Origin of the sequence: Streptomyces sp. NPDC002566, from assembly GCF_042889585.1 — a bacterium.
Classification (GTDB): Bacteria; Actinomycetota; Actinomycetes; order Streptomycetales; family Streptomycetaceae; genus Streptomyces.
Genome location: NZ_JBIARD010000005.1, coordinates 192,410 through 216,680, shown reverse-complemented (window position 1 = coordinate 216,680; position 24,271 = coordinate 192,410). Strand labels below are relative to the sequence as shown.

22 protein-coding genes are annotated in these 24,271 nt (G+C 73.6%); 9 read left to right on the top strand and 13 right to left on the bottom strand.

The window, feature by feature from the left end:
- Positions 1–100: 100 nt before the first annotated feature.
- On the top strand, positions 101–1,618 hold the full coding sequence (locus tag ACFYXA_RS22540) for a class I adenylate-forming enzyme family protein (protein ID WP_389035506.1): 1,518 nt from the start codon (positions 101–103) through the stop codon (positions 1,616–1,618).
- A 22-nt stretch (positions 1,619–1,640) separates the two neighbouring features.
- Here the strand turns inward: ACFYXA_RS22540 and ACFYXA_RS22535 are convergent, their stop codons facing one another.
- Both ACFYXA_RS22535 and ACFYXA_RS22530 read right to left on the bottom strand, forming a co-directional pair.
- Positions 1,641–2,147, bottom strand: coding sequence for an EF-hand domain-containing protein (locus ACFYXA_RS22535; protein WP_389035503.1), 507 nt, complete (start codon positions 2,145–2,147; stop codon positions 1,641–1,643).
- A 184-nt stretch (positions 2,148–2,331) separates the two neighbouring features.
- Positions 2,332–2,712, bottom strand: a complete 381-nt coding sequence (locus ACFYXA_RS22530; RefSeq protein WP_130442101.1) for an STAS domain-containing protein — start codon at positions 2,710–2,712, stop codon at positions 2,332–2,334.
- A gap of 400 nt (positions 2,713–3,112) precedes the next feature.
- On the opposite strand from ACFYXA_RS22530, the gene ACFYXA_RS22525 reads away from it, so the two are divergent.
- A complete protein-coding gene (locus ACFYXA_RS22525) occupies positions 3,113–3,679 on the top strand; it encodes an RNA polymerase sigma factor (protein WP_389036171.1) in 567 nt (188 codons plus the stop codon).
- Complete coding sequence (locus tag ACFYXA_RS22520) at positions 3,676–4,971, top strand: zf-HC2 domain-containing protein (RefSeq protein WP_389035500.1); 1,296 nt, start codon at positions 3,676–3,678, stop codon at positions 4,969–4,971. The genes ACFYXA_RS22525 and ACFYXA_RS22520 overlap by 4 nt, the downstream gene beginning before the upstream one ends.
- 42 nt (positions 4,972–5,013) lie before the next feature.
- Here ACFYXA_RS22520 and purU read toward each other — a convergent pair whose 3' ends face one another.
- Both purU and ACFYXA_RS22510 read right to left on the bottom strand, forming a co-directional pair.
- Entirely contained in the window at positions 5,014–5,898 is an 885-nt protein-coding gene (gene purU, locus ACFYXA_RS22515; RefSeq protein WP_389035496.1) for a formyltetrahydrofolate deformylase, read from the bottom strand.
- Between the two features lie 130 nt (positions 5,899–6,028).
- Entirely contained in the window at positions 6,029–6,475 is a 447-nt protein-coding gene (locus ACFYXA_RS22510) for a hypothetical protein (protein ID WP_130442094.1), read from the bottom strand.
- 174 nt (positions 6,476–6,649) lie between these two features.
- Between ACFYXA_RS22510 and ACFYXA_RS22505 the strand changes: the two genes are divergently transcribed.
- Positions 6,650–7,966, top strand: a complete 1,317-nt coding sequence (locus tag ACFYXA_RS22505) for an ABC transporter substrate-binding protein (RefSeq protein ID WP_389035493.1) — start codon at positions 6,650–6,652, stop codon at positions 7,964–7,966.
- Positions 7,967–8,054: 88 nt separating this feature from the next.
- Here the strand turns inward: ACFYXA_RS22505 and ACFYXA_RS22500 are convergent, their stop codons facing one another.
- Together ACFYXA_RS22500 and ACFYXA_RS22495 are read right to left on the bottom strand one after the other, a co-directional pair.
- Entirely contained in the window at positions 8,055–9,767 is a 1,713-nt protein-coding gene (locus tag ACFYXA_RS22500) for a hypothetical protein (RefSeq protein ID WP_389035490.1), read from the bottom strand.
- Between the two features lie 214 nt (positions 9,768–9,981).
- The gene (locus ACFYXA_RS22495; protein ID WP_352246514.1) at positions 9,982–11,367 is read right to left on the bottom strand and encodes a transcriptional regulator; all 1,386 of its coding nucleotides are present in this window, start codon (positions 11,365–11,367) and stop codon (positions 9,982–9,984) included.
- A gap of 316 nt (positions 11,368–11,683) precedes the next feature.
- Here ACFYXA_RS22495 and ACFYXA_RS22490 point away from each other — a divergent pair, with 316 nt between their 5' ends.
- The 3 genes from ACFYXA_RS22490 to ACFYXA_RS22480 are packed head-to-tail and all read left to right on the top strand — an operon-like array spanning position 11,684 to position 14,780.
- Entirely contained in the window at positions 11,684–12,346 is a 663-nt protein-coding gene (locus tag ACFYXA_RS22490; RefSeq protein ID WP_352246541.1) for a bifunctional DNA primase/polymerase, read from the top strand.
- A gap of 50 nt (positions 12,347–12,396) precedes the next feature.
- Entirely contained in the window at positions 12,397–13,188 is a 792-nt protein-coding gene (locus tag ACFYXA_RS22485; protein WP_351091582.1) for an ABC transporter ATP-binding protein, read from the top strand.
- Positions 13,164–14,780 (top strand): transporter, encoded by a 1,617-nt coding sequence (locus ACFYXA_RS22480; RefSeq protein ID WP_389036166.1) that lies wholly within the window; start codon positions 13,164–13,166, stop codon positions 14,778–14,780. Before ACFYXA_RS22485 ends, ACFYXA_RS22480 begins: the two co-directional genes overlap by 25 nt.
- A gap of 340 nt (positions 14,781–15,120) precedes the next feature.
- Here the strand turns inward: ACFYXA_RS22480 and ACFYXA_RS22475 are convergent, their stop codons facing one another.
- Both ACFYXA_RS22475 and ACFYXA_RS22470 read right to left on the bottom strand, forming a co-directional pair.
- Positions 15,121–16,056, bottom strand: coding sequence for an alpha/beta hydrolase (locus ACFYXA_RS22475; protein ID WP_352246517.1), 936 nt, complete (start codon positions 16,054–16,056; stop codon positions 15,121–15,123).
- Between the two features lie 511 nt (positions 16,057–16,567).
- Positions 16,568–17,260 (bottom strand): metal-dependent transcriptional regulator, encoded by a 693-nt coding sequence (locus ACFYXA_RS22470; protein WP_351091588.1) that lies wholly within the window; start codon positions 17,258–17,260, stop codon positions 16,568–16,570.
- 273 nt (positions 17,261–17,533) lie between these two features.
- Here ACFYXA_RS22470 and ACFYXA_RS22465 point away from each other — a divergent pair, with 273 nt between their 5' ends.
- Entirely contained in the window at positions 17,534–18,289 is a 756-nt protein-coding gene (locus tag ACFYXA_RS22465) for an SIS domain-containing protein (RefSeq protein WP_389035484.1), read from the top strand.
- 69 nt (positions 18,290–18,358) lie between these two features.
- On the opposite strand, the gene ACFYXA_RS22460 is transcribed toward ACFYXA_RS22465, so the two are convergent.
- The 3 genes from ACFYXA_RS22460 to ACFYXA_RS22450 all read right to left on the bottom strand — a co-directional run bounded on the left by ACFYXA_RS22460 (position 18,359) and on the right by ACFYXA_RS22450 (position 21,882).
- Positions 18,359–19,807: a PAS domain-containing protein gene (locus tag ACFYXA_RS22460; protein ID WP_389035481.1), complete on the bottom strand. Its 1,449-nt coding sequence runs from the start codon at positions 19,805–19,807 to the stop codon at positions 18,359–18,361.
- 145 nt (positions 19,808–19,952) lie between these two features.
- Positions 19,953–20,417, bottom strand: coding sequence for a GNAT family N-acetyltransferase (locus ACFYXA_RS22455; protein WP_389035478.1), 465 nt, complete (start codon positions 20,415–20,417; stop codon positions 19,953–19,955).
- 364 nt (positions 20,418–20,781) lie between these two features.
- Positions 20,782–21,882: a citrate synthase 2 gene (locus ACFYXA_RS22450; RefSeq protein ID WP_130442074.1), complete on the bottom strand. Its 1,101-nt coding sequence runs from the start codon at positions 21,880–21,882 to the stop codon at positions 20,782–20,784.
- Between the two features lie 328 nt (positions 21,883–22,210).
- Here ACFYXA_RS22450 and pdxH point away from each other — a divergent pair, with 328 nt between their 5' ends.
- Positions 22,211–22,840 carry a pyridoxamine 5'-phosphate oxidase gene (pdxH, locus tag ACFYXA_RS22445; protein WP_352246542.1) on the top strand — a complete coding sequence of 210 codons (630 nt, stop codon included), beginning with the start codon at positions 22,211–22,213 and terminating at the stop codon, positions 22,838–22,840.
- A gap of 56 nt (positions 22,841–22,896) precedes the next feature.
- Here the strand turns inward: pdxH and ACFYXA_RS22440 are convergent, their stop codons facing one another.
- Together ACFYXA_RS22440 and ACFYXA_RS22435 are read right to left on the bottom strand one after the other, a co-directional pair.
- The gene (locus ACFYXA_RS22440) at positions 22,897–23,514 is read right to left on the bottom strand and encodes a TetR/AcrR family transcriptional regulator (protein ID WP_130442072.1); all 618 of its coding nucleotides are present in this window, start codon (positions 23,512–23,514) and stop codon (positions 22,897–22,899) included.
- Positions 23,502–24,245: an enoyl-CoA hydratase family protein gene (locus tag ACFYXA_RS22435; protein ID WP_389035473.1), complete on the bottom strand. Its 744-nt coding sequence runs from the start codon at positions 24,243–24,245 to the stop codon at positions 23,502–23,504. The genes ACFYXA_RS22440 and ACFYXA_RS22435 overlap by 13 nt, the downstream gene beginning before the upstream one ends.
- Positions 24,246–24,271 lie beyond the last annotated feature (26 nt).

Below are 24,271 nucleotides of genomic sequence, written 5' to 3'. Positions count from 1 at the left end.
TCTGCCCAGCAGGCTAGTCCGCGACCCCTGGACCGACAAGGCGACGAGCCCTACGCTCTGCCCACAATCTGACTGAGCGTCAGCTCTTGAGGGGGCCGCCGTGACCGACACCGCCCACGCCCTGAGCGCGTCCCGCACCCTGTGGGACCTGCTCGACCGCCGCGCCGCCCTCACCCCCGACCGCCCGGTCCTCCTCCAGGGCGACCGCGCCCTGACCTTCGGCGGGCTGCGCGAGCGCGCCGAACGCACCGCGGCCGGCCTGTACGACATGGGCGTACGCCCCGGCACGGTCGTCGCCTGGCAGCTCCCCACCCGCCTCGAGACGGCCGTGCTGGCCTTCGCGCTGGCCCGGCTGGGCGCCGTGCAGAGCCCGGTCATCCCGTTCTACCGGGACCGCGAGGTCGGCTTCGCGCTGCGCGAGTCCAAGGCGGAGTACTTCGCCGTGCCCGGTGTGTGGCGGGGCTTCGACCACGGCGGGATGGCGCGCCGCCTGGGCGCGAAGGGCGTCTTCGAGGCCTACGACGACCTGCCCGAGGGCGATCCGGCCGTGCTGCCCGCCCCGCCCCGCGACGGCACGTCCGTACGCTGGATCTACTGGACCTCGGGGACCACCTCCGACCCCAAGGGCGTGCTGCACACCGACCGTTCGCTGATCGCGGGCGGCTCCTGCCTCGCCCACGCGCTGCGCCTCACCGCCCGCGACGTCGGCTCGATGGCCTTCCCGTACGCGCACATCGCCGGCCCCGACTACACGGTCATGCTGCTGCTGTACGGCTTCCCGGCGGTGATGTTCGAGCAGTTCGCGATGCCGGACGCGCTGGCGGAGTACCGGCGGCACGGGGTGACGGTGGCGGGCGGCTCCACGGCGTTCTACTCGATGTTCCTGGCCGAGCAGCGCAAGCGGCCCGGCGACCCGGTGATCCCCTCGCTGCGGCTGCTCGCGGGCGGGGGCGCGCCCAAGCCGCCGGAGCTGTACCACGCCGTCGCCCGCGAGATGGGCGTGCAGCTCACCCACGGGTACGGGATGACCGAGGTGCCGATGATCACCATGGGCTCGCCCGACGACACCCCGGAGAACCTGGCGACGACGGAGGGACGGCCGCCGCGGGGCATGGAGATACGGATCGCGCCCGACGGGGAGGTGCGGCTGCGCGGGGAGGCGGTCTGCCGGGGCTACCTCGACCCCGCGCAGACGGCCGAGGCCTTCGACGAGGAGGGCTTCCTGCGCACCGGGGATCTGGGGCGGGTGACCGGCAGCGGCCATCTCGTGCTCACCGGCCGGCTCAAGGACGTGATCATCCGCAAGGGGGAGAACGTGTCGGCCAAGGAGATCGAGGACCTGCTGCACACCCACCCGGCGGTGGGCGACGTGGCGGTGATCGGGCTGCCGGACCCCGAGCGCGGGGAGCGGGTGTGCGCGGTGGTCGAACCGGCGGCCGACGCGGGCGCGCTGACCCTGGAGGCGGTGACGGCGCACCTGCGCGCGGAAGGGCTGTCGCCGCACAAGCTGCCCGAGCAACTGGAGGTCGTGGACGCCCTTCCGCGCAACGAGACGCTGCGCAAGGTGCTGAAGTACAAGCTGCGGGAGCGGTTCTCGGCCGCGCCGCCCACGCCGTGAAGAGGGCGCCCGGCGACCGGGGCTACTCGGGAACGGTGAAGTAGCGGGCGAAGGCGGGGACGACGTCCGTCTCCAGGACACGGCCGTCGGTGTCCGCGTCCAAGTCGGCGGCGACGGCGCGCGCGGCCTGTCCGGGCACGCCCAGGCAGGTCAGCACCCGCACGGTGTCCTCCACGGTGACCGCTCCGTCGGCGCCGGCCACGGCCAGGGCCGCGTGCAGGAACGGGCGGGCGATCTCGCCGAACCGGTCGGGGTTGTCGCGCAGTCGCTTGACCGCCCCGCCGACGAACTCCTCGCGCGTGATGCGCTGGTCCCCGTCGCGGTCCGCCATCCCCGCCATGCCCTGCCAGAACGCCTCGGCGCCGGCGTACAGGGCCTGCCCCTTGTCCGAGCGGGCCGGGGTGTCGAACTCGGTGAGCAGCGCCTGGGCCGCCGCCGCGAAGTCCTCGCGGCTGATGTAGCCGTTGCCGTCCTGGTCGAAGGTGGCGAACCGGCCGGCGATCCTGCGCTCGTACTCGCTGCTGACCATCTCTTCTCGGACCGCCTTACGTCGTCGCGTGCGGGTGCTTGTCGGCAGGGAGCGTACGACGCCGGCGACGCCCCGGGGACGGAAAGGCGGCGGTTGTGCCTGAACCGGGGTGAATTCGGGACAAACGTATGGCGCGCCGACGTGAGGTGACTCTCCGTCGGGCGCGAGGACCTTCAGGCGCGCGTCAGGCGGACAGGGGCTCGGTTCCGTCGTCCACGGCCGCCGGGACGTCGCCGTACACGTCGAAGAGGCGGCGCACCCCCAGCGCGCCGAGCACCCGGTTGACGTGGGAGTGCTCCTCGGCTCCGCGCGCCGGCAGGATCAGGCGCAGCCTGCCCCGGCAGGAGCGGATGAGGCGGCGGGAGGCGATCAGGACACCGACGCCGCTCGAGTCGCAGAAGTGCACCTCGGAGAGGTCGAGGACGAGGCTGTGCCTGCCCTCGGCCACTTCGTCGTGCACCCGCTGACGCAGCACCGGTGACGTCACGAGGTCCAGCTCACCGGAAACATGGAGCACGGCCCATCCGCCGCGCTCGACGCCGATCACTTTGAAAGCCACCACCACGCCCTTCAGTCGCCGAAACGGAAGCTGTCCCTTCGCTTCCTCGCAGCGCGGCTGCCCAGCGGCCGTTCCCCGAAACTCCGCACAGAAAACTGCCCATGAAGAAAAGAGGCCTGATTCAGTCGCTTTCGGTCCCGTTCAAACATGCTGAAACAGGGTCGTTCGAACCCGATCACGGGCGGAACGGACCGGCCCGGCGTGCTGACGCCCCTTTACCACCCCCGGCGCGACGGGGGGCGCACATTGCGACAAAGGGGCGTGCGCCGACCGGTGTGCCGACTACATTCGAGCCGACGGGGGACGCACGCTGGACAAGGACACAGGTCGGCGAGGACGCCGAACGGAGCAGGGGCGAGGGGGTCGCAGGGTGGAGAAGGACACACTGCCCCGCTGGGACCGCACGATGCAGCAGCGACTCGCGCACGGGGAGGCCGCCGCCCTCGGTGAGCTTTATGACCGGTTCGCTTCGCTCGTGCACGGACTCGCCCACCGCGTGCTCGAAGACGAACGGGCCGCCGACGGCATCACCCGCGAGGTCTTCGCCCACGTCTGGGAGCACCCCGACGCCTACGACCCCCGGCAGGGCCCCCTGCGCACCTGGGTGGCCTCCCTGACCCACCGCCTCGCCGTGCGGCGGCTGCGCGCCACCGAGACCGAGGCCCTCGGCGACGGCGGCCCCGGCACCGCCGAGCAGCGGGAGGACCTGGAGAACAAGGTCCGGCACGCCTCCGTCGCCGCCCGCGCCGACTACATCGTCCAGTCCATGCCGGCCCCGCTGCGCGCCGCCCTGGAACTGGCCTACTTCCAGCGCCGCGACTACCACCAGACCGCCGCCGACCTCGGCGTCACCGAGGACGAGGCCCGCCGCCGCCTCCGCCTCGGCCTGCAACTGCTGTCCACCGCGCACGACACGACCACCCCGGACGCCACCGCCCCCGGGGCGCCGCCCGGATACGGGGGCGCGGCATGACCGCCCCGCACGGCGACCGGCACGACGGCACGGCCCACGGCACGAACCACGGCTCGGACCACGACCCGTACGACGACCGGCGCCACGACCCGGACGGCCGCGCGTCGTCGCCCCCGCCGCTGGAGCACCCGGTGCTGAAGTCGATGCTGGGCGCCTGGGCGCTGGCGGCCTGCTCGGCGGAGGAGACCGCGGCCGTCGAGGAGCACCTCGGCGAGTGCGGGCCCTGCGCCGACGAGGCGCTGCGGCTGCGCGAGGCGGTCGGCCTGCTCCAGCGCCCCGAGAGCCTCGACCTCGACCCCGCCCTGCGCACCCGCGTCCTCGACGCCTGCCTGGACCGGCGCCCGCCCCGCGTCCCGGTGCCCGTCTGGGCGTCGTCGTACGACGCGGAGACCGCGCGACTGGACGCGCTGCTGCAGGACTTCGGGGACGCCGAGTGGCACGCGCCCGTGCGGCTGCGCTGGTTCCGCGGCGAGGGAGCGACCAGCCGCCGCACGACCGTCGCCGGGGTCATCGCCCATCTGATCGCCGTGGACGGACTGGTCGCCGCCGCGCTCGGCCTGGATGACCCGCTGCGCTCGGGCGGCGGCCCGGGCCACGACCGCGGGACGGCGGCGGCCGCGAGGGACGACGCGGGCGCCGGCCGTGCGCCGGTGGCCGTCCGCACCCCGGCCGCGCGGACCGAGGCCTTCTGGGAGGCCTCGCACTTCCCGCCGACGCGTTCGGTGCGCGGGCCGTGGCGGGAGCAGACCCACGCCGTCGTGCGCACCGTCTCCTTCACCGGACCGACCCCCGGCGCGCTGCCCGTGTCGTACGGCCACTTCGAACTGCCCATCCGGGACGCGCTCTTGGACCGGGCCTTCGAGTGCTGGGTGCACGCCGAGGACATCGCCGACGCCGTCGACTACCCGTACGCCCCGCCCGCGCCGCGCCATCTGCACGGCATGATCGACCTCGCGGCGCGGATGCTGCCGAAGGCCCTCGCCGCGCGCCGCCGGGCGGGACTTGCGGCGCCCGGCGCCCGACGGCATCTGGTGAGCGCCGGCAGTCCCGGCCGCAGCCTCCGCCTGGAGATCGAGGGCGAGGGCGGCGGGCAGTGGCTGATCCCGCTGGACTCCCCGGGTGCGGTGGGCTCCGCCGACCACGAGGTGGCCCACGTGGCGCTGGACGACCTGGAGTTCTGCCGGCTGGCGGCCGGTCATGTGCCGCCGGAGGAGGCGGCGGCGGGGCAGCTGGGGGACCGCTCGGCGATCAGGGACGTGCTGTTCGCCGCGGCGAGCCTGAGCCGGATGTAGGTCCGGCCCGGGCCGGACCAGGGGCCGGCCGAGGGCAGCAGGTCAGGCGAACACCACCGTGCGGCGGCCGTTGAGGAGGATGCGCCGCTCCGCGTGCCACTTCACGGCCCGCGCCAGCGCCTGGCACTCCACGTCCCGCCCCACCGCGACCAGCTGGTCCGGGGTGACGTCGTGGCCCACCCGCTCGACCTCCTGCTCGATGATCGGCCCCTCGTCGAGATCGGCCGTCACATAGTGCGCCGTCGCGCCGATGAGCTTCACGCCCCGCGCGTGCGCCTGGTGGTACGGCTTCGCGCCCTTGAAGCTTGGCAGGAAGGAGTGGTGGATGTTGATGATCCGCCCGCTCAGCTGCTTGCACAGGTCGTCCGACAGCACCTGCATGTACCGGGCGAGGACGACCAGCTCGACGTTCTCCCCGCGGACGATCTCCAGAAGCTGGGCCTCCGCCTCGGCCTTGTTCTCCCGCGTCACCGCGATGTGGTGGAAGGGAATGTCGTACGAGGCCACCAGCTCGGCGAAGTCGGTGTGGTTGGACACCACCGCCGCGATCTCCACCGGCAGCGCGCCGATCCGCGCGCGGAACAGCAGGTCGTTCAGACAGTGCCCGAACTTGCTGACCATCAGGACGACGCGCATCTTCTCGTCGGCCCGGTTGATCTTCCAGTCCATGTGGAAGGAGTCGCCGATCGCCGCGAAGCTCGCCCGGAGCTTGTCCACGGTCACCGGCGCCTCCGCCGAGAAGTGGACGCGCATGAAGAACAGTCCCGTGTCGTGGTCGCCGAACTGCTGGCTGTCCTCGATGTTGCAGCCGGTCATGAAGAGGTAGCTCGACACGGCGTGCACGATGCCCTGCTTGTCGGGGCAGGACAGGGTGAGGACGTACTGGTCGGCGAGGCTCGCCGAGGCTCGGGTGGACTGCTCACTCATGCAGCACAGGGTCTCACGACGGCCCGCGCGGCCCGGCATCCGTCCGCAGGGCGGGCAGGGAGGACGGGACGGACCGGGCGGCCCGGACGGAACCGGGGCGGACCGGACGGAGCCGATGAACCGGGCAGAGCTACGCCGACCTGGTCAGGATGCGCAGCACCTCGAGCGTGCGCGGGGGCGCGTCCGCGTCCTCGCCGTCGGCCGCCGCCATCCGGACGTGCGCGTCGCGCGCCGCCCGCACCGCCTCCGGCCAGCCGGGGTGGTCGACGTACGCGGAGACCGGCGCGTCCGGGCCGACCTGGTGCATGATCCGCAGCACGCGCAGCACCGCGGTGTCGACGAGCGCCGCCTCCTGGGAGTCACGGAAGATCGTGCCGACGTACTTCTCGGCGGACCAGTTGTCCAGCCAGGTGTCCTCGACGAGGCGGTACACGGCGTCGGTGACGTCACCGTAGCCGTCCACCCCGGCCAGCCAGACGTCCCGCTGGAACACCGGGTCGGAGAGCATGTGCAGCGCGGAGCGCACATTGCTGCGCCAGCGCCACCACGGCATGTCGTTCAGTGGCATGCCGCCCATGGTGGAGGAGCGACGGCCGCGACGGGAAGAGTTCTCCGAACCTTGTTGCACGGTCGTCGATCGTACGTTCTCCGTCCCGCGCGCCTCGCAGGCCCCTGTAATTCACCTCCGCGTCACCAGACGTCGACCAAGGGTCACTCCAGGGTTGGCCGTGTGAGGGAATCGTGTGGGGCCATGACCGGCAGGCGACGCACGCGAAGCACCTTCCTCCCCAGGCTCCTCCGCTTCACCGGCTCCACCAGGGCCGCCGTCCTCGCGGCGGGCGCACTGGCGGGCTGTACGTCGCTTCTCGCCGGCTGCGGGGTCGTCCCCGGTACCACGGGGGGTTCCGGGGGCGGCCCGGTCGTCGTCATGACCTGGGCACCCGAGGGCACCGGCGCGACCAACAAGCCCGGCATGCCCGCCTTCGCCCTCGCCTACGCACGCTGGGTCAACGCGAACGGCGGCATCGGCGGCCGCAAGCTCACCGTCCTGACCTGCAACGACCACAACACCGCCGTGGACGCGGCGAAGTGCGCCCGGCGGGCCGTCAAGGAGGGGGCGGTGGCCGTCGTCGGCTCCTACAGCCAGCACTCCGACTCCTTCTTCCCGCACCTGGAAGGCGCCGGCATCCCCTACATCGGCGGCTACGGCGTCACCAACGCCGAGTTCACCAGCCCGCTGTCCTACCCGGTCAACGGAGGCCAGCCCGCGCTGCTCGCCGGGCTCGGCAAGGAACTCGCCGGGAACTGCGGTCCGGTCGCGCTGGTCCGCCCCGACACCATCGCGGGCGACGCCCTGCCGCCCATGCTCGACGCCGGCCTGACCACGGGCGGGCACGACTCGGCCGAGGACCAGCGGGCCCCCGAGGACTCCGCCGAGTACTCCGGGCAGGCCGAGAAGGCGCTGAAGGAGGCGACCGGCGACCAGAAGGAGAAGGGCTGTGTGATCCCCGCCCTCGGCGACCGCACCGCCACCTTCATGGACTCCTTCCGCCGCACCCGCGACGACTACGCCGACGTGCGCACCGCCACCGTGCTCGGCAGCGTCGACCAGACGGTCGTCGACTCCACCGGCGGCGCGTCCAGCGCGTTCGAGGGGGCCTACGTCACCGGCTGGTACCCGGTGGCGAGCGATCCGCGCTGGGACGGGATGAAGAAGGTGATCAGCGAGAGCGCCTTCTCCGACACCCGGATCGACGCGGCGGACACCGGCGTGCAGACCACCTGGATCGCGTACGCGGTGCTGCGCGCGGTCGTGGAGTCGCTCGGCGACGGCGAGGTGAGCGCCACCACCGTACGGGGCGCCCTGGACGACGGGCTGAGGATCGACACGGGCGAGCTCACGCCGGCGCTGCGCTGGCAGTTCAGCGACAAGCTCGCCTCGATCGGCCTTCCGCGCCTGGTCAACGCCCATGTGACCCTGCAGACGGTGAGGCGGGGTCGGCTGGTCGCGGCGAAGCCCGGGTTCGTGGACGTCACGCGGACGATGGAGAAGGCCGAGGTGGACTGAGGAGCCGCCGAGGTGGGCTGAGGGGGCGCCCCGAGCCCGTCGGCGCCGGCGGGGAAGGGCTCCCGCCGGCGTCGCGACCGTCGAGCCGTCAGAGCTGGACGGGCTGGCGCTCCGTCAGGCCGTACTTCCGCGCGATCTCGTTCCACACCTTCGCGGCCCGCGCCTTCTGGGTGCTGGCGGTGCCGCTCGCCCGGTTGCCGGCCTGCGTCTGGGGCGTGCTGCGGGCCTGCCCCTTCTTGCAGTTGCGCTTCTTGTCGCCGGCGACCTGGTCGGCCCAGGCCGCGTAGTGGTCGTCGGCCGACGCCGACGCCTGCCACGCCTTGGTCAGGGCGTCGGTCAGCGCGGCGTGGTTCGGCAGCTGGTCCACACTCAGGGCGGACAGCTTGGTCACCAGCTGGTTGCGCTGCTGCGCCGCGCCCCGCAGATCGGTGGCCGCCTGCGCGAGATCGGTGCACGCCTTGACGTCGGCCACCGCGCTGATCACCGTGGCCCGGCTGCTGCCGCTGTCCGAGAGCAGTTTGTCCAGCGCGATCGCCTGCTGTTCGGCCCCGTCGGCGGACGCCGAGGCGGAGCCCTCGGTGGCGGGCGCGGACGCGGCGACGGTCTTGTTGTCGTCGCCCTTGTCGCCGCCGTCGCCGCCGGCCCCGAGCAGCGCGCCCGCGCCGACCCCGAGGACGGCGATGCCCACGCCGATCGCCGCGATCATCGGCAGCCGCGAGCCGGTACGGCTGTCACGGCCGCGCCCGTGGTCGTCGTCCCGCCGGCCGCGCCGGCCGCCGGAGCCGTCGCCGGGCGGGGTGTAGGAGGGCTGGGGGGCGGCGGGGTGGCCGTGCCCGGCGCCCTCGCGCTCGGAGATGCGGGGAATCTGCTGCGTGGAGCCGTCGGCCGGGCCGTCGCCGGCCGGGCCGTCGCGGAAGAGGTTCTCGAACCCGGCGGGCGGCTGCCGGTCCGCGCCGCCCCCGCCCGGGCCGTACGGCCCCTGGCCGGTGACGGGCGGGATGTACTGGGTGGCCTCGGCGTCCGGGGAGGCCGCCGCGCGGCCCAGGTAGTGGGTGGACTCCGACGGCGTCTCGGGCGGCAGCGCGCCGGGACGGACCGGCGGGATGTACTGCGTCGCGCCGTCGTCGGCGGGGCCGGACGGGACGGGGGGTATGTACTGCGTCGCGCCGTCGTCGCCGGGGCCGGACGGGACGGGCGGTATGTACTGCGTCGCCCCCTCGTCGGCCGCAGGGGGCTGCGGGTAGGAGGTGTGGTGATCGCCGCCCGGGACCGGGGGCATGTACTGCGTCGCGCCCTCGTCGGCGGCGGCGGGCGGCGGGAAGGAGGCGGGGTGGCCGCCGCCGTGGCCGGACGGGACCGGCGGTATGTACTGCGTCGCCCCCTCGTCGCCGGATGCGGGCGGAAGCGGCGCGCCGGGCATGCCGTGGCCGTAGGACGGGGCCGGGGCGCCCTCCGGGGGCAGGGGGCCCGCGCCGGCCGGGCGGGGCGCGCCGGCACCGTCGGGGGACTGCTGCGTCCACGCGTCGGAGCTCGCGCCCTGCGGGGCACCCCACTGCTGCTGGTCCGCCGGGAGCGGCCAGCCCTGCCCGGGCTGCTGCTGCTCCGGGCCCCAGGGCTGGCCCCAGGTCTGGCCGCCGCCCGGGGCGGACGCCGAGGGCTGCTGCTGCTCGTGCGGGCGGGGTCTGGAATAGGAAGCGTTCGTCATGCCCGGCAGCAGGGGCTCCCCGCCGTCGGAGGGCAGCACGATGCCTTCGTGCGCGGGCCGCGCCGAGGGCTCCTCGCCCTGTCCACTCTGCGTCACCGGGACTCCTACGAATGGGGGACCTTCGTCAATCGTCGGCTCACGCTACCGGGTTCCCCGAATCCCGTGCCACGCAGCTCAGGACGTGACGTGCCTCCCAGTGACGTCGGTAACAGAACCGGAGCGCCGTGCGCTGCGTCCGCCGTGCCCCGCGCGACGAAGGGCCGCTTCCGCTTGTGGCGAGGACCCGTTCACGCCACGGCGCCCCGTCCGTTCAGGCGGCGGTCTGCAGGTCCAGACGTGCTCCGAACTCCCTGACCACCGCCTCCTCCCGGAACGGCTCCAGCCGCTGCTGGAGGTCCTCCAGGTACTCCGCGCCCCGGTTGGAGCGGAGCGTCTCGAGCAGTTCCACCGCCTTCAGGCCGGTCGCGCAGGCCTCCTCGACCTCGCGCTTCTGCACCTGAGCCGTGGCCAACAGCACATAGCCGATGGCCCGGCGGCGGGCCCGGCTCTCCGGATGCCCGGCCAGGGACTGCTCCGCGCAGCGCGCCGCCGCCTCGGCCTGGCCGAGGTCCCGGTGGCAGTGCGCCAACTCGTCGGCCAGGTAGGCCTGGTCGAAGTGCGCGATCCACGGCGGGTCGTCCCCCGACCCCGGATCGGCCGCGTCCAGCGCCGACACCGCCCGCGCGGACGCCGTCTGGGCCGCCCGTACGTCGCCCATCAGCGCGTGTCCGCGGGCCTCCGCGGCGTGGAACATCGCCTCCGCGCGCGGGGTGACCCGCCCGCGCGCGCCCTCCTGCGCCGCCCGCGCCAACTGGGCGATCTCCCGCGGGTTCCCGAGCTGCGCGGCGAGGTGGCTCATCGAGGCGGCGAGCACGTAGCCGCCGTAGCCGCGGTCGCCGGCGGCCTGCGCGAGACGCAGGGCCTGGATGTAGTAGCGCTGGGCGAGGCCGGGTTGGCCGGTGTCGACGGCCATGTAGCCCGCCAGCTCCGTCAACCGGGCCACAGCGGCGAAGAGTTCACGCCCGACGGCCTCCCGGTAGGAGCCGGCGAGGAGCCCCGAGACGACGCTGTTGAGATAGTGCACGACGACCGGGCGCACATGCCCGCTGCCGTACTGGTGGTCGAGGTCGACGAGCGCCTGGGTCGTCGCCCGTACCGCCGCCACGTCGGACAGGCCCACCCGCGGCCCCGCCGTACGCGCCACCTGGGCGTCCGCGGACGAGATCAGCCAGTCCCGGCTGGGCTCGACGAGCGCCGAGGCGGCCACGGACGAACCGGACAGGAAGTCCCGGCGGCCCACGTCGCTGCGCCACAGTTCGCAGACCTGCTCGATGGCGCCCAACACCGTGGGGGAGAACTGGAGGCCGACGCCGGACGCGAGGTTCTTGCCGTTGGCCATCCCGATCTCGTCGATCGTGACCGTGCGGCCGAGTTTGCGGCCCAGCGCCTCGGCGATGATCGCGGGCGCGCGGCCACGCGGTTGCTGCCCGCGCAGCCAACGCGCCACGGACGTCTTGTCGTAGCGCAGGTCGAGGCCGTGTTCCGCGCCGCACATGTTGACGCGGCGGGCGAGTCCGGCGTTCGAGCACCCCGCCTCCTGGATGAGCGCCTGCAGCCGTTCGTTCGGCTGCCGTGCGACGAGAGGCCTTGCGGCCATGGGCACTACCCCCTGTGTCTTGGCGGCTCGCGTGCGGCGGCGGCGCCTTACCGCGTTCCGAGTTGACGTCTCTTCCACCGGATGTTTCCGGCCGTGAAGATCGATGCCCCGCTCGCAAGGCGAAAATGCGAGGCATGTGAGGATTGCCGGGTGCGGGGCCCTTTCGGACGGAAGCCGACCCCCGAACGTCACTACCCGCTTCCGCGCCCGTTCCTGCCGCGCGCCCCCGCGCATGCACCCGTGCGCCCCGAACGGGGGCCCGGTGCTCCTCCCCCGCGCACACGGGCGGGCGTAACCCCTGGTGACGCCCGGAGTTGTGCTCGTCGTGGAAGAGACCATCGCGGGCGCCGAAGCCACCCAGATCCCGAAGCAGCGCGGAGAATCGCTGCTGGAGACCGCAGTTCGCTATGTCGAGGAGCGTCACTGGGAGGTGGTCCCCGGCACCTGGCTGGAAGCCGTCGACGGGGTGCAGCGCTGTTCCTGCGACGACACTGCGTGTCCGGCGCCCGGCGCGCACCCCGCGCGGCCCGACTGGGCGGCCCAGGCGACGGGCAGCGCGACCGTCGCCCGGCGTATGTGGCAGCAGCAGCCGTCGGCGTCGATCCTGCTTCCCACGGGACGGACCTTCGACGCGATCTCCGTGCCGGAGACGGCCGGGTTCCTGGCGCTGGCGCGCATGGAGCGGATGGAGGCGACGCTGGGGCCGGTGACGCTGACGCCCGACCGGCGGATGCAGTTCTTCGTCCTGCCGGGTACGTCGGCGAAGGTGCCGGGGCTGGTCCGCGCGCTGGGCTGGTCTCCGGCCTCGCTCGATCTCCTCGCGTGGGGCGAGGGTGCGTACGTGGCCGCGCCGCCCACCCGGTTCGGGTCCCGCGGGGCCGTGCAGTGGGCGTGCCGTCCGACGCCGGCGAACCGATGGCTGCCGGACGCGGAGGAGTTGATCTCGCCGCTGGCCTACGCGTGCGGGCGGGAGCGCTGAGGGCGCTTTCGGCTCCACTGAAGTCGGCTGTCACAGCCTAGAGTTCTGGCATGACCTCCGATGCAGTCGTCGCCGGTGCCGCTGTCCGTGTGCGCGGGCTCTGGAAGCGGTTCGGGCAGCAGGTCGCCGTGGCCGGGATCGATCTCGACCTGCCCGCCGGGAAGTTCATCGGGCTGGTCGGCCCCAACGGAGCCGGGAAGACCACCACGCTCTCCATGGTCACCGGGCTGCTGCGGCCCGACCAGGGAAGCGTCGAGGTCGTCGGCCACGACGTGTGGCGCGATCCGGTCGAGGTGAAGGCCAGGATCGGCGTGCTGCCCGAGGGACTGCGGCTGTTCGAGCGGCTGTCCGGGAGCGAACTGCTCGGTTACAGCGGCCGGTTGCGCGGCCTGCCGGGCGCCGAGGTGGACAAGCGGGCCGGCCAGTTGCTCGACGTCCTCGACCTCGCCGGGGCCCGGCACAAGCTCGTCGTGGACTACTCGACGGGCATGCGGAAGAAGATCGGGCTCGCGGCGGCGCTGCTGCACAACCCCGAAGTGCTCTTCCTGGACGAGCCGTTCGAAGGCGTGGACCCGGTGTCCGCGCAGACCATCCGGGGTGTGCTGGAGCGCTACACCGCCTCCGGCGCGACCGTGGTGTTCTCCTCCCATGTCATGGAGCTGGTCGAGTCGCTGTGCGACTGGGTGGCCGTGATGGCGGCGGGACGGATCCGCGCCCACGGCCCGCTGGCGGAGGTGCGCGGCTCCGCACCCTCGCTCCAGCAGGCGTTCCTCGAACTCGTCGGCGCACACGGCCGGGACGCCGTCGCCGACCTCGACTGGCTGGGCGGCGGCGCCCGGTGACCGGCGTGACCGGCGTCGTCGTACGGCTGAAGCTGTCGCTGGTGCGCAACGGGCTGCGGCAGTCGGGGGGCCGGCGGGCCGCGTACGTCGCCTCCGCGGTCGTCACGCTGCTGTTCGCCGTGCTCCAGTTCGTCGGCCTGGTCGCGCTGCGCGGGCACGCGCACGCGGCGTCGCTCGGGGTGTCGCTGGTGGCCGTGCTGGGGCTCGGCTGGGCGGTGGTGCCGCTGTTCTTCCCCAGCGGCGACGAGACGCTCGACCCGACCCGGCTGGTGATGCTGCCGCTGCGGCCGCGCCCCCTGGTGCGGGCGCTGCTCGCGGCCTCCCTGGTGGGCATCGGACCGCTGTTCACGGCATTGACGCTGCTGGGCTCGGCGATCGCCGTGACGCACGGGGCGGTGGCGTACGGGACGGCCGTGCTCGGCGTCGTACTGGGGCTGCTGGTGTGCGTGGCGCTGGCGCGGGCCGTCGCCGCGGCGAACATCCGGCTGCTGACCAGCCGCAAGGGCCGCGATCTGGCCGTGCTGAGCGGGCTGGTGATCGCGATCGGGGCGCAGGTCGTCAACTTCGGCGCGCAGCGGCTCGGCACGGCCGGGCTCGGGCCGCTCGATCCGGTGGCGCGGGTGCTGGCCTGGGCGCCGCCCGCCTCCGCGATCGGCGCGGTGGACGCGGCGAGCCAGGGCTCGTACGGCGTCGCCGCTGCGCGGCTCGTGGTGACCGTGGGCGCGTTGGCGGCTCTGGTGGCGCTGTGGGCGCGGAGTCTGACCCGGCTGATGACCGCGCCCGACGGCTCCACCCTCCAGGCCGCCGAGCCGTCGGCCGAGGGCCGGCGGTCCGGGCGGGCCCCGGGGGCGCGGCGGCTGCTGCCGGACGGGCGCACCGGCGCGGTCATGGAACGCGGCCTGCGCTACGTCTGGCGCGACCCCAAGACGAAGGCGGCGTGGGTGTCCTCGCTGGCCATCGGGCTGATCGTGCCCGTCTTCAACGCGGTCCAGGGCACCGGCTCGATCTACTTCGCCTGCTTCGCCGCCGGGATGCTCGGCATCCAGATGTACAACCAGTTCGGGCAGGACACGTCCGCGTTCTGGATGGTCGCGACGACCGTGTCCTCGACCCGGGACGCGTACGTAGAGCTGCGCGCGCGTGCCCTCGCGCTGCTGGTGATCACCCTGCCGTACGCGACGCTCGTGACCGCCCTCACGACGGCACTGCTCGGCGACTGGGCGCGGCTGCCCGAGGCGCTGGGGCTGTCGTTCGCGCTGCTCGGCGCGATGCTGGCGACCGGGGCGTGGACCTCCGCCCGCTTCCCGTACTCCATCCCCCAGGAGGGCTACAAGAACGTGGCCCCCGGGCAGGCGGGCCTGGCCTGGATCGCCATCTTCGGCGGCATGGTCGCCGCCGCACTGCTGTGCGCCCCGGTCATCGCGCTGACGATCTGGCTGAACGTGAGCGCGGGCGGCGACGCGTGGACCTGGACCCTGCTGCCGGCAGGCGCGGCCTACGGAACGGCGCTCACCCTGCTGGGCCTACGCCTGGCAGCCCCCCACACGGCAACCCACCTACCGGAGATCCTCACAGCGGTGAGCAAGGGCTGAACCAGGGAACTGGAAGTCGCCCGGTATTCGGGCTCACTTCCGACAAGGGCCAAGCCCAGCCCACCAAGGGGCGCGGGGAACTGCGCGACCAGCCCCCACAACCCGCACCCACCCACGAGCGCCCCGCCCCCAGAACCACTTCCGACGAGGGGCACGCCCAGCCAACCCAGGGGCGCGGGGAACTGCGCGACCAGCCCCCACAACCCGCACCCGCCCACAACCACCCCGCCCCCGGGACCACCTCCGACAAGCGGCACGCCCAGCCAACCCAGGGGCGCGGGGAACTGCGCGACCAGCCCCCACAACCCGCACCGCACCCGCCACGAGAAGACCCCCGGCGCTACCGAGCGAGCACCCCTTCCAGGAACGGCTCGATCGCCGACCGCCAAGCCACCGGCTGGTCATAGTGGACGAGATGCCCCGCGTCGGCGACCTCGGCGTACTCCCCGCGCGGCAGCACCCGCACCATCTCCTGCGCCTCCGCCCGCCCCAGCTCACCGTCGAGCCCGCGCACCACGAGGGCCGGGCACTGCACCTGCGTGAGCTCCTCCCAGTGCGCGTCGAGCACCCACGTCTCACGGGACTTCAGCATCTGCTCGGGCTCGAACACGGGCTCCCAGCCGTCGGCGGACTCGCGCATCACCTCGGCGTAGAACTCGCCCCGCGCCGGATTGGGGCGCTCCACCCAGGGATCGTCCTCGCCGAACCACTTGCGAACGTCGGCGAGGGTGGCGAAGGGAACGGGCCAGGACTTGAACCAGTCGGCCCACTCCCTCTGCGAGGCCGCGCCGAGCGCGGAGGCCCGCATGTCGCAGATGACCACGCCGGCAACGAGATCGGGCCGCTTGGCGGCGAGCTGCCAGGCGGTCAGCGCCCCCATGGCGTGGCCGATGAGGACCGCGGGGGCGAGACCGAGCTGTTCGAGAGCGGCCTCGGCGTCCTCGACGTACGCCTCACGGGTGTAGGCGGCGGCCTGCGGGGGCTTCTCGCTCCGGCCGTGACCGCGCTGGTCGAGGGCGATGGCCCGATGCCGTTCGGCCAGCCAGCGGGCGGTGGACGCCCAGTGCGAGGCACGGCCCATCAGGCCGTGCAGTAACAGGACGCCGGAGCCCGCCCCTGCCCCCGCCCCCTTGCCCGCGCCTGCCGCGGCCGGCGACTGGGCCGGGATCATGATGTCCGGCGCATGGTCCGGAGGGTCTCCCTTGGGCGGGTCACCGAACTCCCAGGCGGCCAGGCGTACGCCGTCCGCTCCGGTCACGTCGATGCGTCGCGCCATACGTTCTGGCACCCCCCTAGCTCCGCTGTGCTGCCGCTACCGCTGCCTACCCTCACGCATCACCCTGCGCGCCGTCATTCACTCCGTCACTCGCACATTATCGAACTCTTATTCGAGAATTGGTTCTTCCGCGGCCAACACCCCTCGTTCGAGTGACCTCGCTCAAGGATTGATCGCCCCGACCGAGGGGAGATCTTCAGCGGGGGGCGGACCGCTCGGGGAAAACGGTCCGCGGGGAATGACCCTGAGAGCTCGGGGCTCCGGGTCAGAACAGGGGAGGACAGGCCCCGGCGCCACACGGCGCCGGGGCCCTCCTGTCGACTGCGGCACACCATCCCGCCCCCTCAGGTCATGCCTCACGCGACAGGGTGGCACGCGCGGCGGCGATGCGCTGCGATTCGACACAGGGAATCACCGATCCGATGACATCCACCCGTGCCTCAACAGCCCCTTTGACGCCAGGAATTGAGCAAGGCTCAGCACTGGCCGAGCACCCGGCGCCGGCGGCGCCTCAGCGCTTGGCGACGAACACGTGGGAGGCGACGTCCGACGCCAGCTCGGCCGCCTCGCCGCCGCTGCCCACGAGGACACCGCCGGCCGACTCCGTCACGCTCACCACCGAGCCTGGCTGCACTCCGGCGCGGCGCAGCGTGTACATCAGCTGCGCGTCCGTCTGGATGGGCTCGCCGATCCGGCGCACGACGACGTTCTTGCCCTCCGTGCCGGGGTCGAGGTCGGCGAGGGACACCATCCCCTCGTCCAGGAACGGGTCGGCGCCGTCCTTCTCGCCCAGCTCCTCGAGCCCCGGGATGGGGTTGCCGTAGGGCGACTCGGTGGGGTGCCGGAGCAGTTCGAGCACACGGCGCTCGACGGCCTCGCTCATCACGTGCTCCCAGCGACAGGCCTCGGCGTGGACCTGCTCCCACTCCAGGCCGATCACGTCGACGAGGAGGCACTCGGCGAGGCGGTGCTTGCGCATCACGCGCGTGGCCAGCCGACGGCCCTCGTCGGTCAGCTCCAGATGCCGGTCGCTGGCCACGGAGACCAGGCCGTCGCGCTCCATGCGCGCCACCGTCTGGCTGACCGTCGGCCCGCTCTGGTCGAGCCGCTCGGCGATCCGGGCGCGCATGGGGACCACACCTTCCTCCTCCAGCTCGAGGATGGTGCGGAGATACATCTCCGTGGTGTCGATCAGTCCGGACATACGTGCCCCTCGATTAGCTCTGCCGAAGGCCGGCCGGCTCCGGCGCGTGCGCTGGCCCTGACTTCAATTCTGCCGGATACCACTGACAACCGTGCCGCCCCGCCCGAACGAGCAGCCCCGAGGCCCTCGCCGTATTGACACCGCACTGGTCCAGACCGCACCGTGATCCGCGACACGGCGGGCGGGCGCCGACCGCCGTCCACCGCGCCCGGCACCTCTCGCACGGCCACCCACCACCTCGCACCCACCCGACACGGCAAAGGGGCCCCTCGGATGAGCGACCGCACGCCCGCCGCACAGTTCTTCGACGCGGCGATCGAGCTGCTCCACCGCGTCCGCGACGAGAACTCGGCGGACATCCAGGCCGCCGGCGGCCTCCTCGCCGACACCGTCGCCTCCGGCGGCCGCCTCTTCGCCTTCGGCGCCGGCCACTCCTCCCTGGCCGCCCAGGACGTCGTCTACCGTGCCGGCGGCCTCGCCCTGATGAACCTGCTCGCCGTCCCGGGCACCGTGGGCGTGGACGTCACCCCCGCCACGCTCGGCTCGGCCCTGGAGCGCGTCGACGGCCTCGCGGCCGCCGTCCTCGACACCTCGCCGGTCCGCGCCGGCGACGCCCTGGTGATCATCTCCCTGTCCGGCCGCAACGCCCTGCCCGTGGAGATGGCCCTCAACGCGCGCGCCCTGGGCGTGAAGGTCATCGGCGTGACCTCTGTGGCGTACACCGAGGAAACGAAGTCCCGGCACGCCTCGGGGACGTTCCTGAAGGACCACTGCGACGTCGTCCTGGACTCGAAGATCGCGGTCGGGGACGCCGAGCTGACCTACGACACCGTCCCGGCGCCCTTCGCGCCCGCCTCCACGGTCGTCACCACGGCCCTGCTCCAGGCCGTCATGGCCACGGCGGCCACGACCCTCGCCGACCGCGGCGTCGAGCCCCCGCTGCTGCGCTCCGGGAACGTGGACGGCGGCCACGAGTGGAACGGCCGGGTGATGGAGCAGTACCGCGACCGGATCTTCTACCGTCACTGAGCCCGCGCCCCTCGGCAGTCGCCCCAGCGGGGACGACCGACCGCTCGGGGCCGGGCACGGCCCGCCGCGTCAGGCGATCCCGCCCTCGACGCCCCCCGACGCTCCCCGGGCGCCCGCGTCCGTCGCCCCCGCGAGGTCCAGCGACCCCGCTATCCGCACGGCCACGTCCTCCGCGTACGTCGCGTCGGAGCGTTCGAAGGGGCTGCGGCCCGCGCCCCGGAGGAACGTCACGACGCCCAGGGTGCGCCCCCGGCTGCGCAGCACCGCGCACAGGGCGTGGACGGTGTCCTCGGGCCACTGACGCGCGCGTGCCCACTCGCGCGCCTCCTCCGCCGCCACCGTCCCCGCCGACGCCCGCACCGAGCCCGCCCGCGCCACGCACTGGAGGGCAGGGTGGCCGTCGGCGTAGCGCACGGGCAGCCCCGCGTGGCCGGTGAGCGCGCTCGGTCCTGGCCCGCCCGAGGGAGTGGCCGCGACCCGCACCAGCCGCCGGGCCCGGTTCCCGCCGCCGCTCGCCTCGCCGTCGGCCGCGGGCGGCCCCTCGACGCGGTCGATCACGGCGTGGTCGGCGAACCCGGCGAGCGCGAAGTCGAGGTGCACGGTGGCCGCCTCCGCCGGGTCCTCGCACTCGGCGGCCGCGCGGGACGCCCGGTGCAGCTGGTTGGCGCGGAACCGCAGCAGCGCGGCCTCCTGCTCGCCCAGCTTGGCCTCGGTGACGTCCTGGAACAGCCAGGCCACCCCGAGCGGCACCGGCTCCTCCGTGAGCGGTGACGCCAGCCGCAGGAAGCCGCTCCGCCAGCAGCGCCGCTTCTCGCCGTCCGGCGAGCGCACCCCCACCCACATCTCGGCGGGGGCGGGCGGGGCGCCCTCGGCGAGGACGTGCGTCAGCGCGTTCTCCAGCTCCTCCACGCCGCGCGTGAGCAGTTCGCCCAGGGGGCGGCCCAGGACGGTCGTACGGCCCGTGCCGAGCGCGCGGGCGGCGTGCGCGTTGACGACGGCGGGGCGCAGGTCGGCGTCGACGAGGACGACGCCCCAGGACGCGTCCTCGAGCAGCGCCTCGCTGAGCGCGATGGAACGCTCCAGGTCGATCTGCGCGTGCACCTCGCTGAACGCGCAGTACAGTCCGGCCGGCTTGCCGTCGGTGCCGTGGACGGCGGCGGACTGGGTGCGGACGAGGACCCGGCCGCCGTCCTTGGTCAGCAGCGCGAACTCGTGCACCTGGCGGCCCGGCGCGTGCATCGCGGACGTCAGACGGCTCTCGACCTCCGGGGCGTCCGCCTCTCTGACCGCCCAGCCGGCGAAGCCGCGACGGCCCACGGCCTCCCGCGCGCTCCAGCCGAGGATGCGTTCGGCCTCGCGGTTCCAGTGGGTGACGACCCCGTCGGCGTCGAAGGCGCACAGGGCCGCGTCCATCCCGTCGAGGAGGGCGGCGAGCAGGTCGGAGCCGTCCGGGCCGGGCCGCTCGGGCTCGTCCGGTCCCAACTCGTCGGTGGTCCCACTACGCCGGGAAGCACTCACCTGAACCCCCTGCAGGTTCGCTCACGTGCCCTCATTCAACTTGAACGTGACGCAGCGCACATATGGTTCCCGCAAGTTCGCGGAGGACAACTTCGGGGAGGAATCGCCGCCCCCGGGAGGAGGGCCGCCACGTCCGCGTATCGCGCTACCCGGCCAGCCTCAGGTCGACCCACACGTCGCTCTCGCCGTCGAGCGTGTACCGCTCGGTCTCGGCGAACCCGCGCGCCAGCGCGAACCGCAGGCCGTCCTCGTTGGCGGCCAGCACACACGTCTCGACCGCCTCGGCACCGAGCTCACGCGCGTGGGCGAGCGCGCGGTCGTAGAGGGCGGCGCCGTAGCCGCGCCGGCGGTATGGGGGCAGCACGCGCGCGATGACGGTGGCCACGGCCTCCTCGCCGCCGGCCGCGGGCGGGCGGACGGTCGTGCAGCCGACGAGGACGTCGCCGGCGTAGGCGTTCTCCAGCCGGTAGCGCTCGGCACGCGCGCGTACCTCGTCCAGGGTCAGGGCGGCGGGCGGCACGATCAGATTGTGGACGTGCCGCCACTGCTCCAGCATGGCCTCGCCCTCGACGGGCTCCACGCGCAGGACATCGCTTCGAAGATCGGTCACCCCGGCAGGGAACCGCGCCGCGCCCCGCGCGTCAACGCGTTCGGCCACGCCGGGCGGGAGGCGGAGGGCGCCGCCGTCGACTTCTCGAAAAAAGACTTGAAGCCGCACCGGGGGCTTTTTAGTGTGGTCGCACCGAGGAAAGGAGGTGGTTCGGAGCATGTATGCACACCGGACGTCGGAGGTGGCTGCGGGCTAGCGGCCCGTCGCCCCGCTTCAGTGCGGTGCCGGACCAGCGCGTGTGAGACGCGCGCAGCCGGCCAGTTCCACGCAGTCACCCGACCCGCGAGTCGCCGGTACGTCCGGCCGGCCCTCCCAAGGGAGGACCAGACTCGCGGGTCGTCTGCGTTCCAGGGGCGTCGGCCCGCTAGTGGGCGATGTCGCCGTAGCCCTCGATCTCCTGGGGGCCGCGGGCGCCGGGGCCCGTGTAGCGGGCCGAGGGGCGGACCAGGCGGCCCGTGCGCTTCTGCTCGAGGATGTGCGCCGACCAGCCGGCCGTGCGGGCGCAGGTGAACATCGAGGTGAACATGTGCGCCGGGACTTCGGCGAAGTCCAGGATGATCGCGGCCCAGAACTCGACGTTCGTCGCGAGCACCCGGTCTGGCCTGCGGGCGTGGAGCTCCGCCAGGGCGGCCTTCTCCAGGGCCTCGGCGATCTCGAAGCGCGGGGCGCCCAGTTCGCGGGCGGTGCGGCGCAGCACGCGCGCGCGGGGGTCCTCGGCGCGGTAGACGCGGTGGCCGAAGCCCATGAGGCGTTCGCCCTTGTCGAGGGCCTGCTTGACGTAGGCCTCGGCGTCACCCGTGCGTTCGATCTCCTCGATCATGCCGAGGACGCGGGAGGGCGCGCCGCCGTGGAGCGGGCCGGACATGGCGCCGACGGCCCCGGAGAGGGCTGCGGCGACGTCGGCGCCGGTGGAGGCGATGACACGGGCCGTGAAGGTGGACGCGTTCATGCCGTGTTCGGCGGCGGAGGTCCAGTAGGCGTCGACGGCGGCGACGTGCTTGGGGTCGGGTTCGCCGCGCCAGCGGATCATGAAGCGTTCGACGACGGACTGCGCCTTGTCGATCTCCCGCTGCGGCACCATGGGGCGGCCTTGGCCGCGGGCCGACTGGGCGACGTAGGACAGGGCCATGACGGCGGCGCGGGCGAGGTCCTCGCGGGCCTGCTCGGCGTCGATGTCGAGGAGCGGCTTCAGTCCCCACACGGGGGCGAGCATGGCCAGCGCCGACTGGACGTCGACGCGGATGTCGCCGGAGTGGACGGGGATGGGGAAGGGTTCGGCGGGCGGCAGGCCGGGGTTGAAGGCGCCGTCGACGAGGAGGCCCCAGACGTTGCCGAACGAGACGTGGCCGACCAGGTCCTCGATGTCGACGCCCCGGTAGCGGAGGGCGCCGCCCTCCTTGTCCGGTTCGGCGATCTCCGTCTCGAACGCGACGACTCCTTCGAGCCCGGGTACGAAGTCGGACATCAGGCGGCTCCTCATGATGTGGGCGGCTCTTTTTTTGCGGTGACGGCGGTACGACGACGGTACGGACGGTGTGCGCGGCATGCGGTGTACGCGACGGCGGCGCCGGCGGATCCACGGCCCGTGCGGGGCTCGCGGTCCAGGGCGGTCACCCCGGTGATGCCCAGTGCGCCGTCGGGTCACCCACCGGGGCGGCATCTGCACCATATCCCCGAGTGTCACCTTTGGGGAGCCCTTACGGCACTCAGTGCCACCTCCTGTGGCACGGCCGGTCATACGGCAGGATGACCATGTGAACGCAGCAGACGCCGCCTCCCCCGATCCTGCCTCCATGCGCAAGCAGTACCGGGCCGAGGGCCTGACCGAAGCCGATCTGGCCGCCACGCCGGTGGAGCAGTTCGCGCGCTGGTTCAAGCAGGCGGCGGCCGAGGCTCACCTGTTCGAGCCGAACGCCATGGTGGTCTCCACCGCGGACGCCGAGGGCCGGCCCAGCTCCCGCACGGTGCTGCTGAAGAGCTTCGACGAACAGGGCTTCGTCTTCTACACCAACTACGACTCGCGCAAGGGCCGCGACCTGGCGGAGAACCCGTACGTCTCACTGCTCTTCCCGTGGCATCCGATGGCCCGCCAGGTCATCGTGCGGGGCGTGGCCCGGCGCACGGGGCGGGACGAGACCGCCGCCTACTTCCGCACCCGGCCGCACGGCTCCCAGCTGGGCGCGTGGGCCAGCGCGCAGTCCTCGGTGATCGACGGCCGCGCCGGTCTGGACGCCGCGTACGCCGAGCTGGCGGCCCGCTATTCCGAGGGCGACCAGGTGCCGGTGCCGCCGCACTGGGGCGGCTTCCGGGTGGCGCCGGAGTCGGTGGAGTTCTGGCAGGGCCGCGAGAACCGCCTGCACGACCGCCTGCGGTACGTCGCGGAGGCGGACGGCAGCTGGCGGCTGGAGCGGCTCAGCCCCTGAGCGTGCTCCACCGGCGGCTGGAGCGGCTCAGCCCCTGAGCAGCCGCGGCGGCCCGTTCAGCGCAGCGCCTCCTCAAGGAGCGCCGCCCACTGCGCCACCACCCGTTCGCGGCGGGCGCTGTCGTCGGTGAGGAGGTTGGCGAGGCCGAGGCCGCGGGCCATGTCCAGGAGGCCCTGGACGGTCTCGCGCACGCCCGGACGGGACTCGTCGGCGCCGAGGAGCTGGACGGCGATCCGGTGGGTCTCGCGGCCGACCCGGGCCTCCAGTTCGGTCACCCGGGGCCGCAGCGGCTCCTCGTCGGAGGCGGCGACCCACAGATGGAGGGCGGCGCGGAAGAGCGGGCCGGTGTAGAGGTCGACGAGGGCGGCCACGACGGCCTGCCGGTCCCCTGCCGCACCCTCGGGGAACAGGGCGCGCAGCGCGGTGGAGCGTTCCTCGGCGACGTACTCGACGGCGGCGGTGAAGAGGTCCTCGCGGGTGGGGAAGTGGTGCTGGGCGGCGCCGCGGGAGACGCCGGCGCGCTCGGCGACGACGGAGACCGTGGAGCCCGCCCAGCCGTGTTCGGCGAGGCAGGCCACGGCGGCCTCCAGGAGCCGCTGCCGGGTGGCGCGGCTGCGGTCCTGTTTGGGGGCGCGGTCGCCCGGGACACGGTCGGCCGTGCTCACAGCACCCATGCGGGATCCCGTCGTTCGAGGAAGGCCGTCATCCCCTCGTGTGCGTCGGGCTGGGAGAACAGCGAGGCCGTGAGCCGGCTCATCCCGCCCGCGTCCTCGGTGAAGGCCTCCAGCACCTTAACCGTGAGTAGCTCCTTCGTCCTGGCCAGGGCTTGTGGGGCGGCCCGGCGCAGGCCGTCGAGGACGGGGGCGAGGGCCTCGTCCGGGCCCTCCTCGCCCGCGGCGGCGGTGACCAGGCCGATGCGGGCAGCTTCCCGTGCGCCGAACCGCTCGCCGGTGAGGCAGTAGCGGGCCAGGGCGCGCGGGTCGACGCGGGGCCGCAGCGGCAGCGCGATGACCGCGGGGGCGACGCCGACGCGGACCTCGGTGAATGCGAACGTCGCCGCGGCGGAGGCGACGGACAGGTCGCACGCGCCGAGCAGTCCGAGACCGCCCGCCCGTACATGGCCGTCGACGCGGGCCACGACGGGCTTGGGCAGGCGGACGATCAGCTCCAGCAGGCCGGTGAACGCCTCGGCGGGCGGCGGGTCGCGCAGGTCGGCGCCCGCGCAGAAGGTGTTCCCGGTGTGGGTGAGCAGGACGGCCCGTACGCCGGGGTCCTCGCCGCACCGCTTCAGGGCGTCGGTCAGTTCGGCCACGAGCGCGCTGGAGAGGGCGTTGCGGGTGTGCGGGGAGTCGAGGCTGAGGGTTTCGACGCCCCGCGCGCGGGTGCGGCCGATCAGCGGTGTCATGCGTGTTCCTCCCTGAGCCGCTGGCG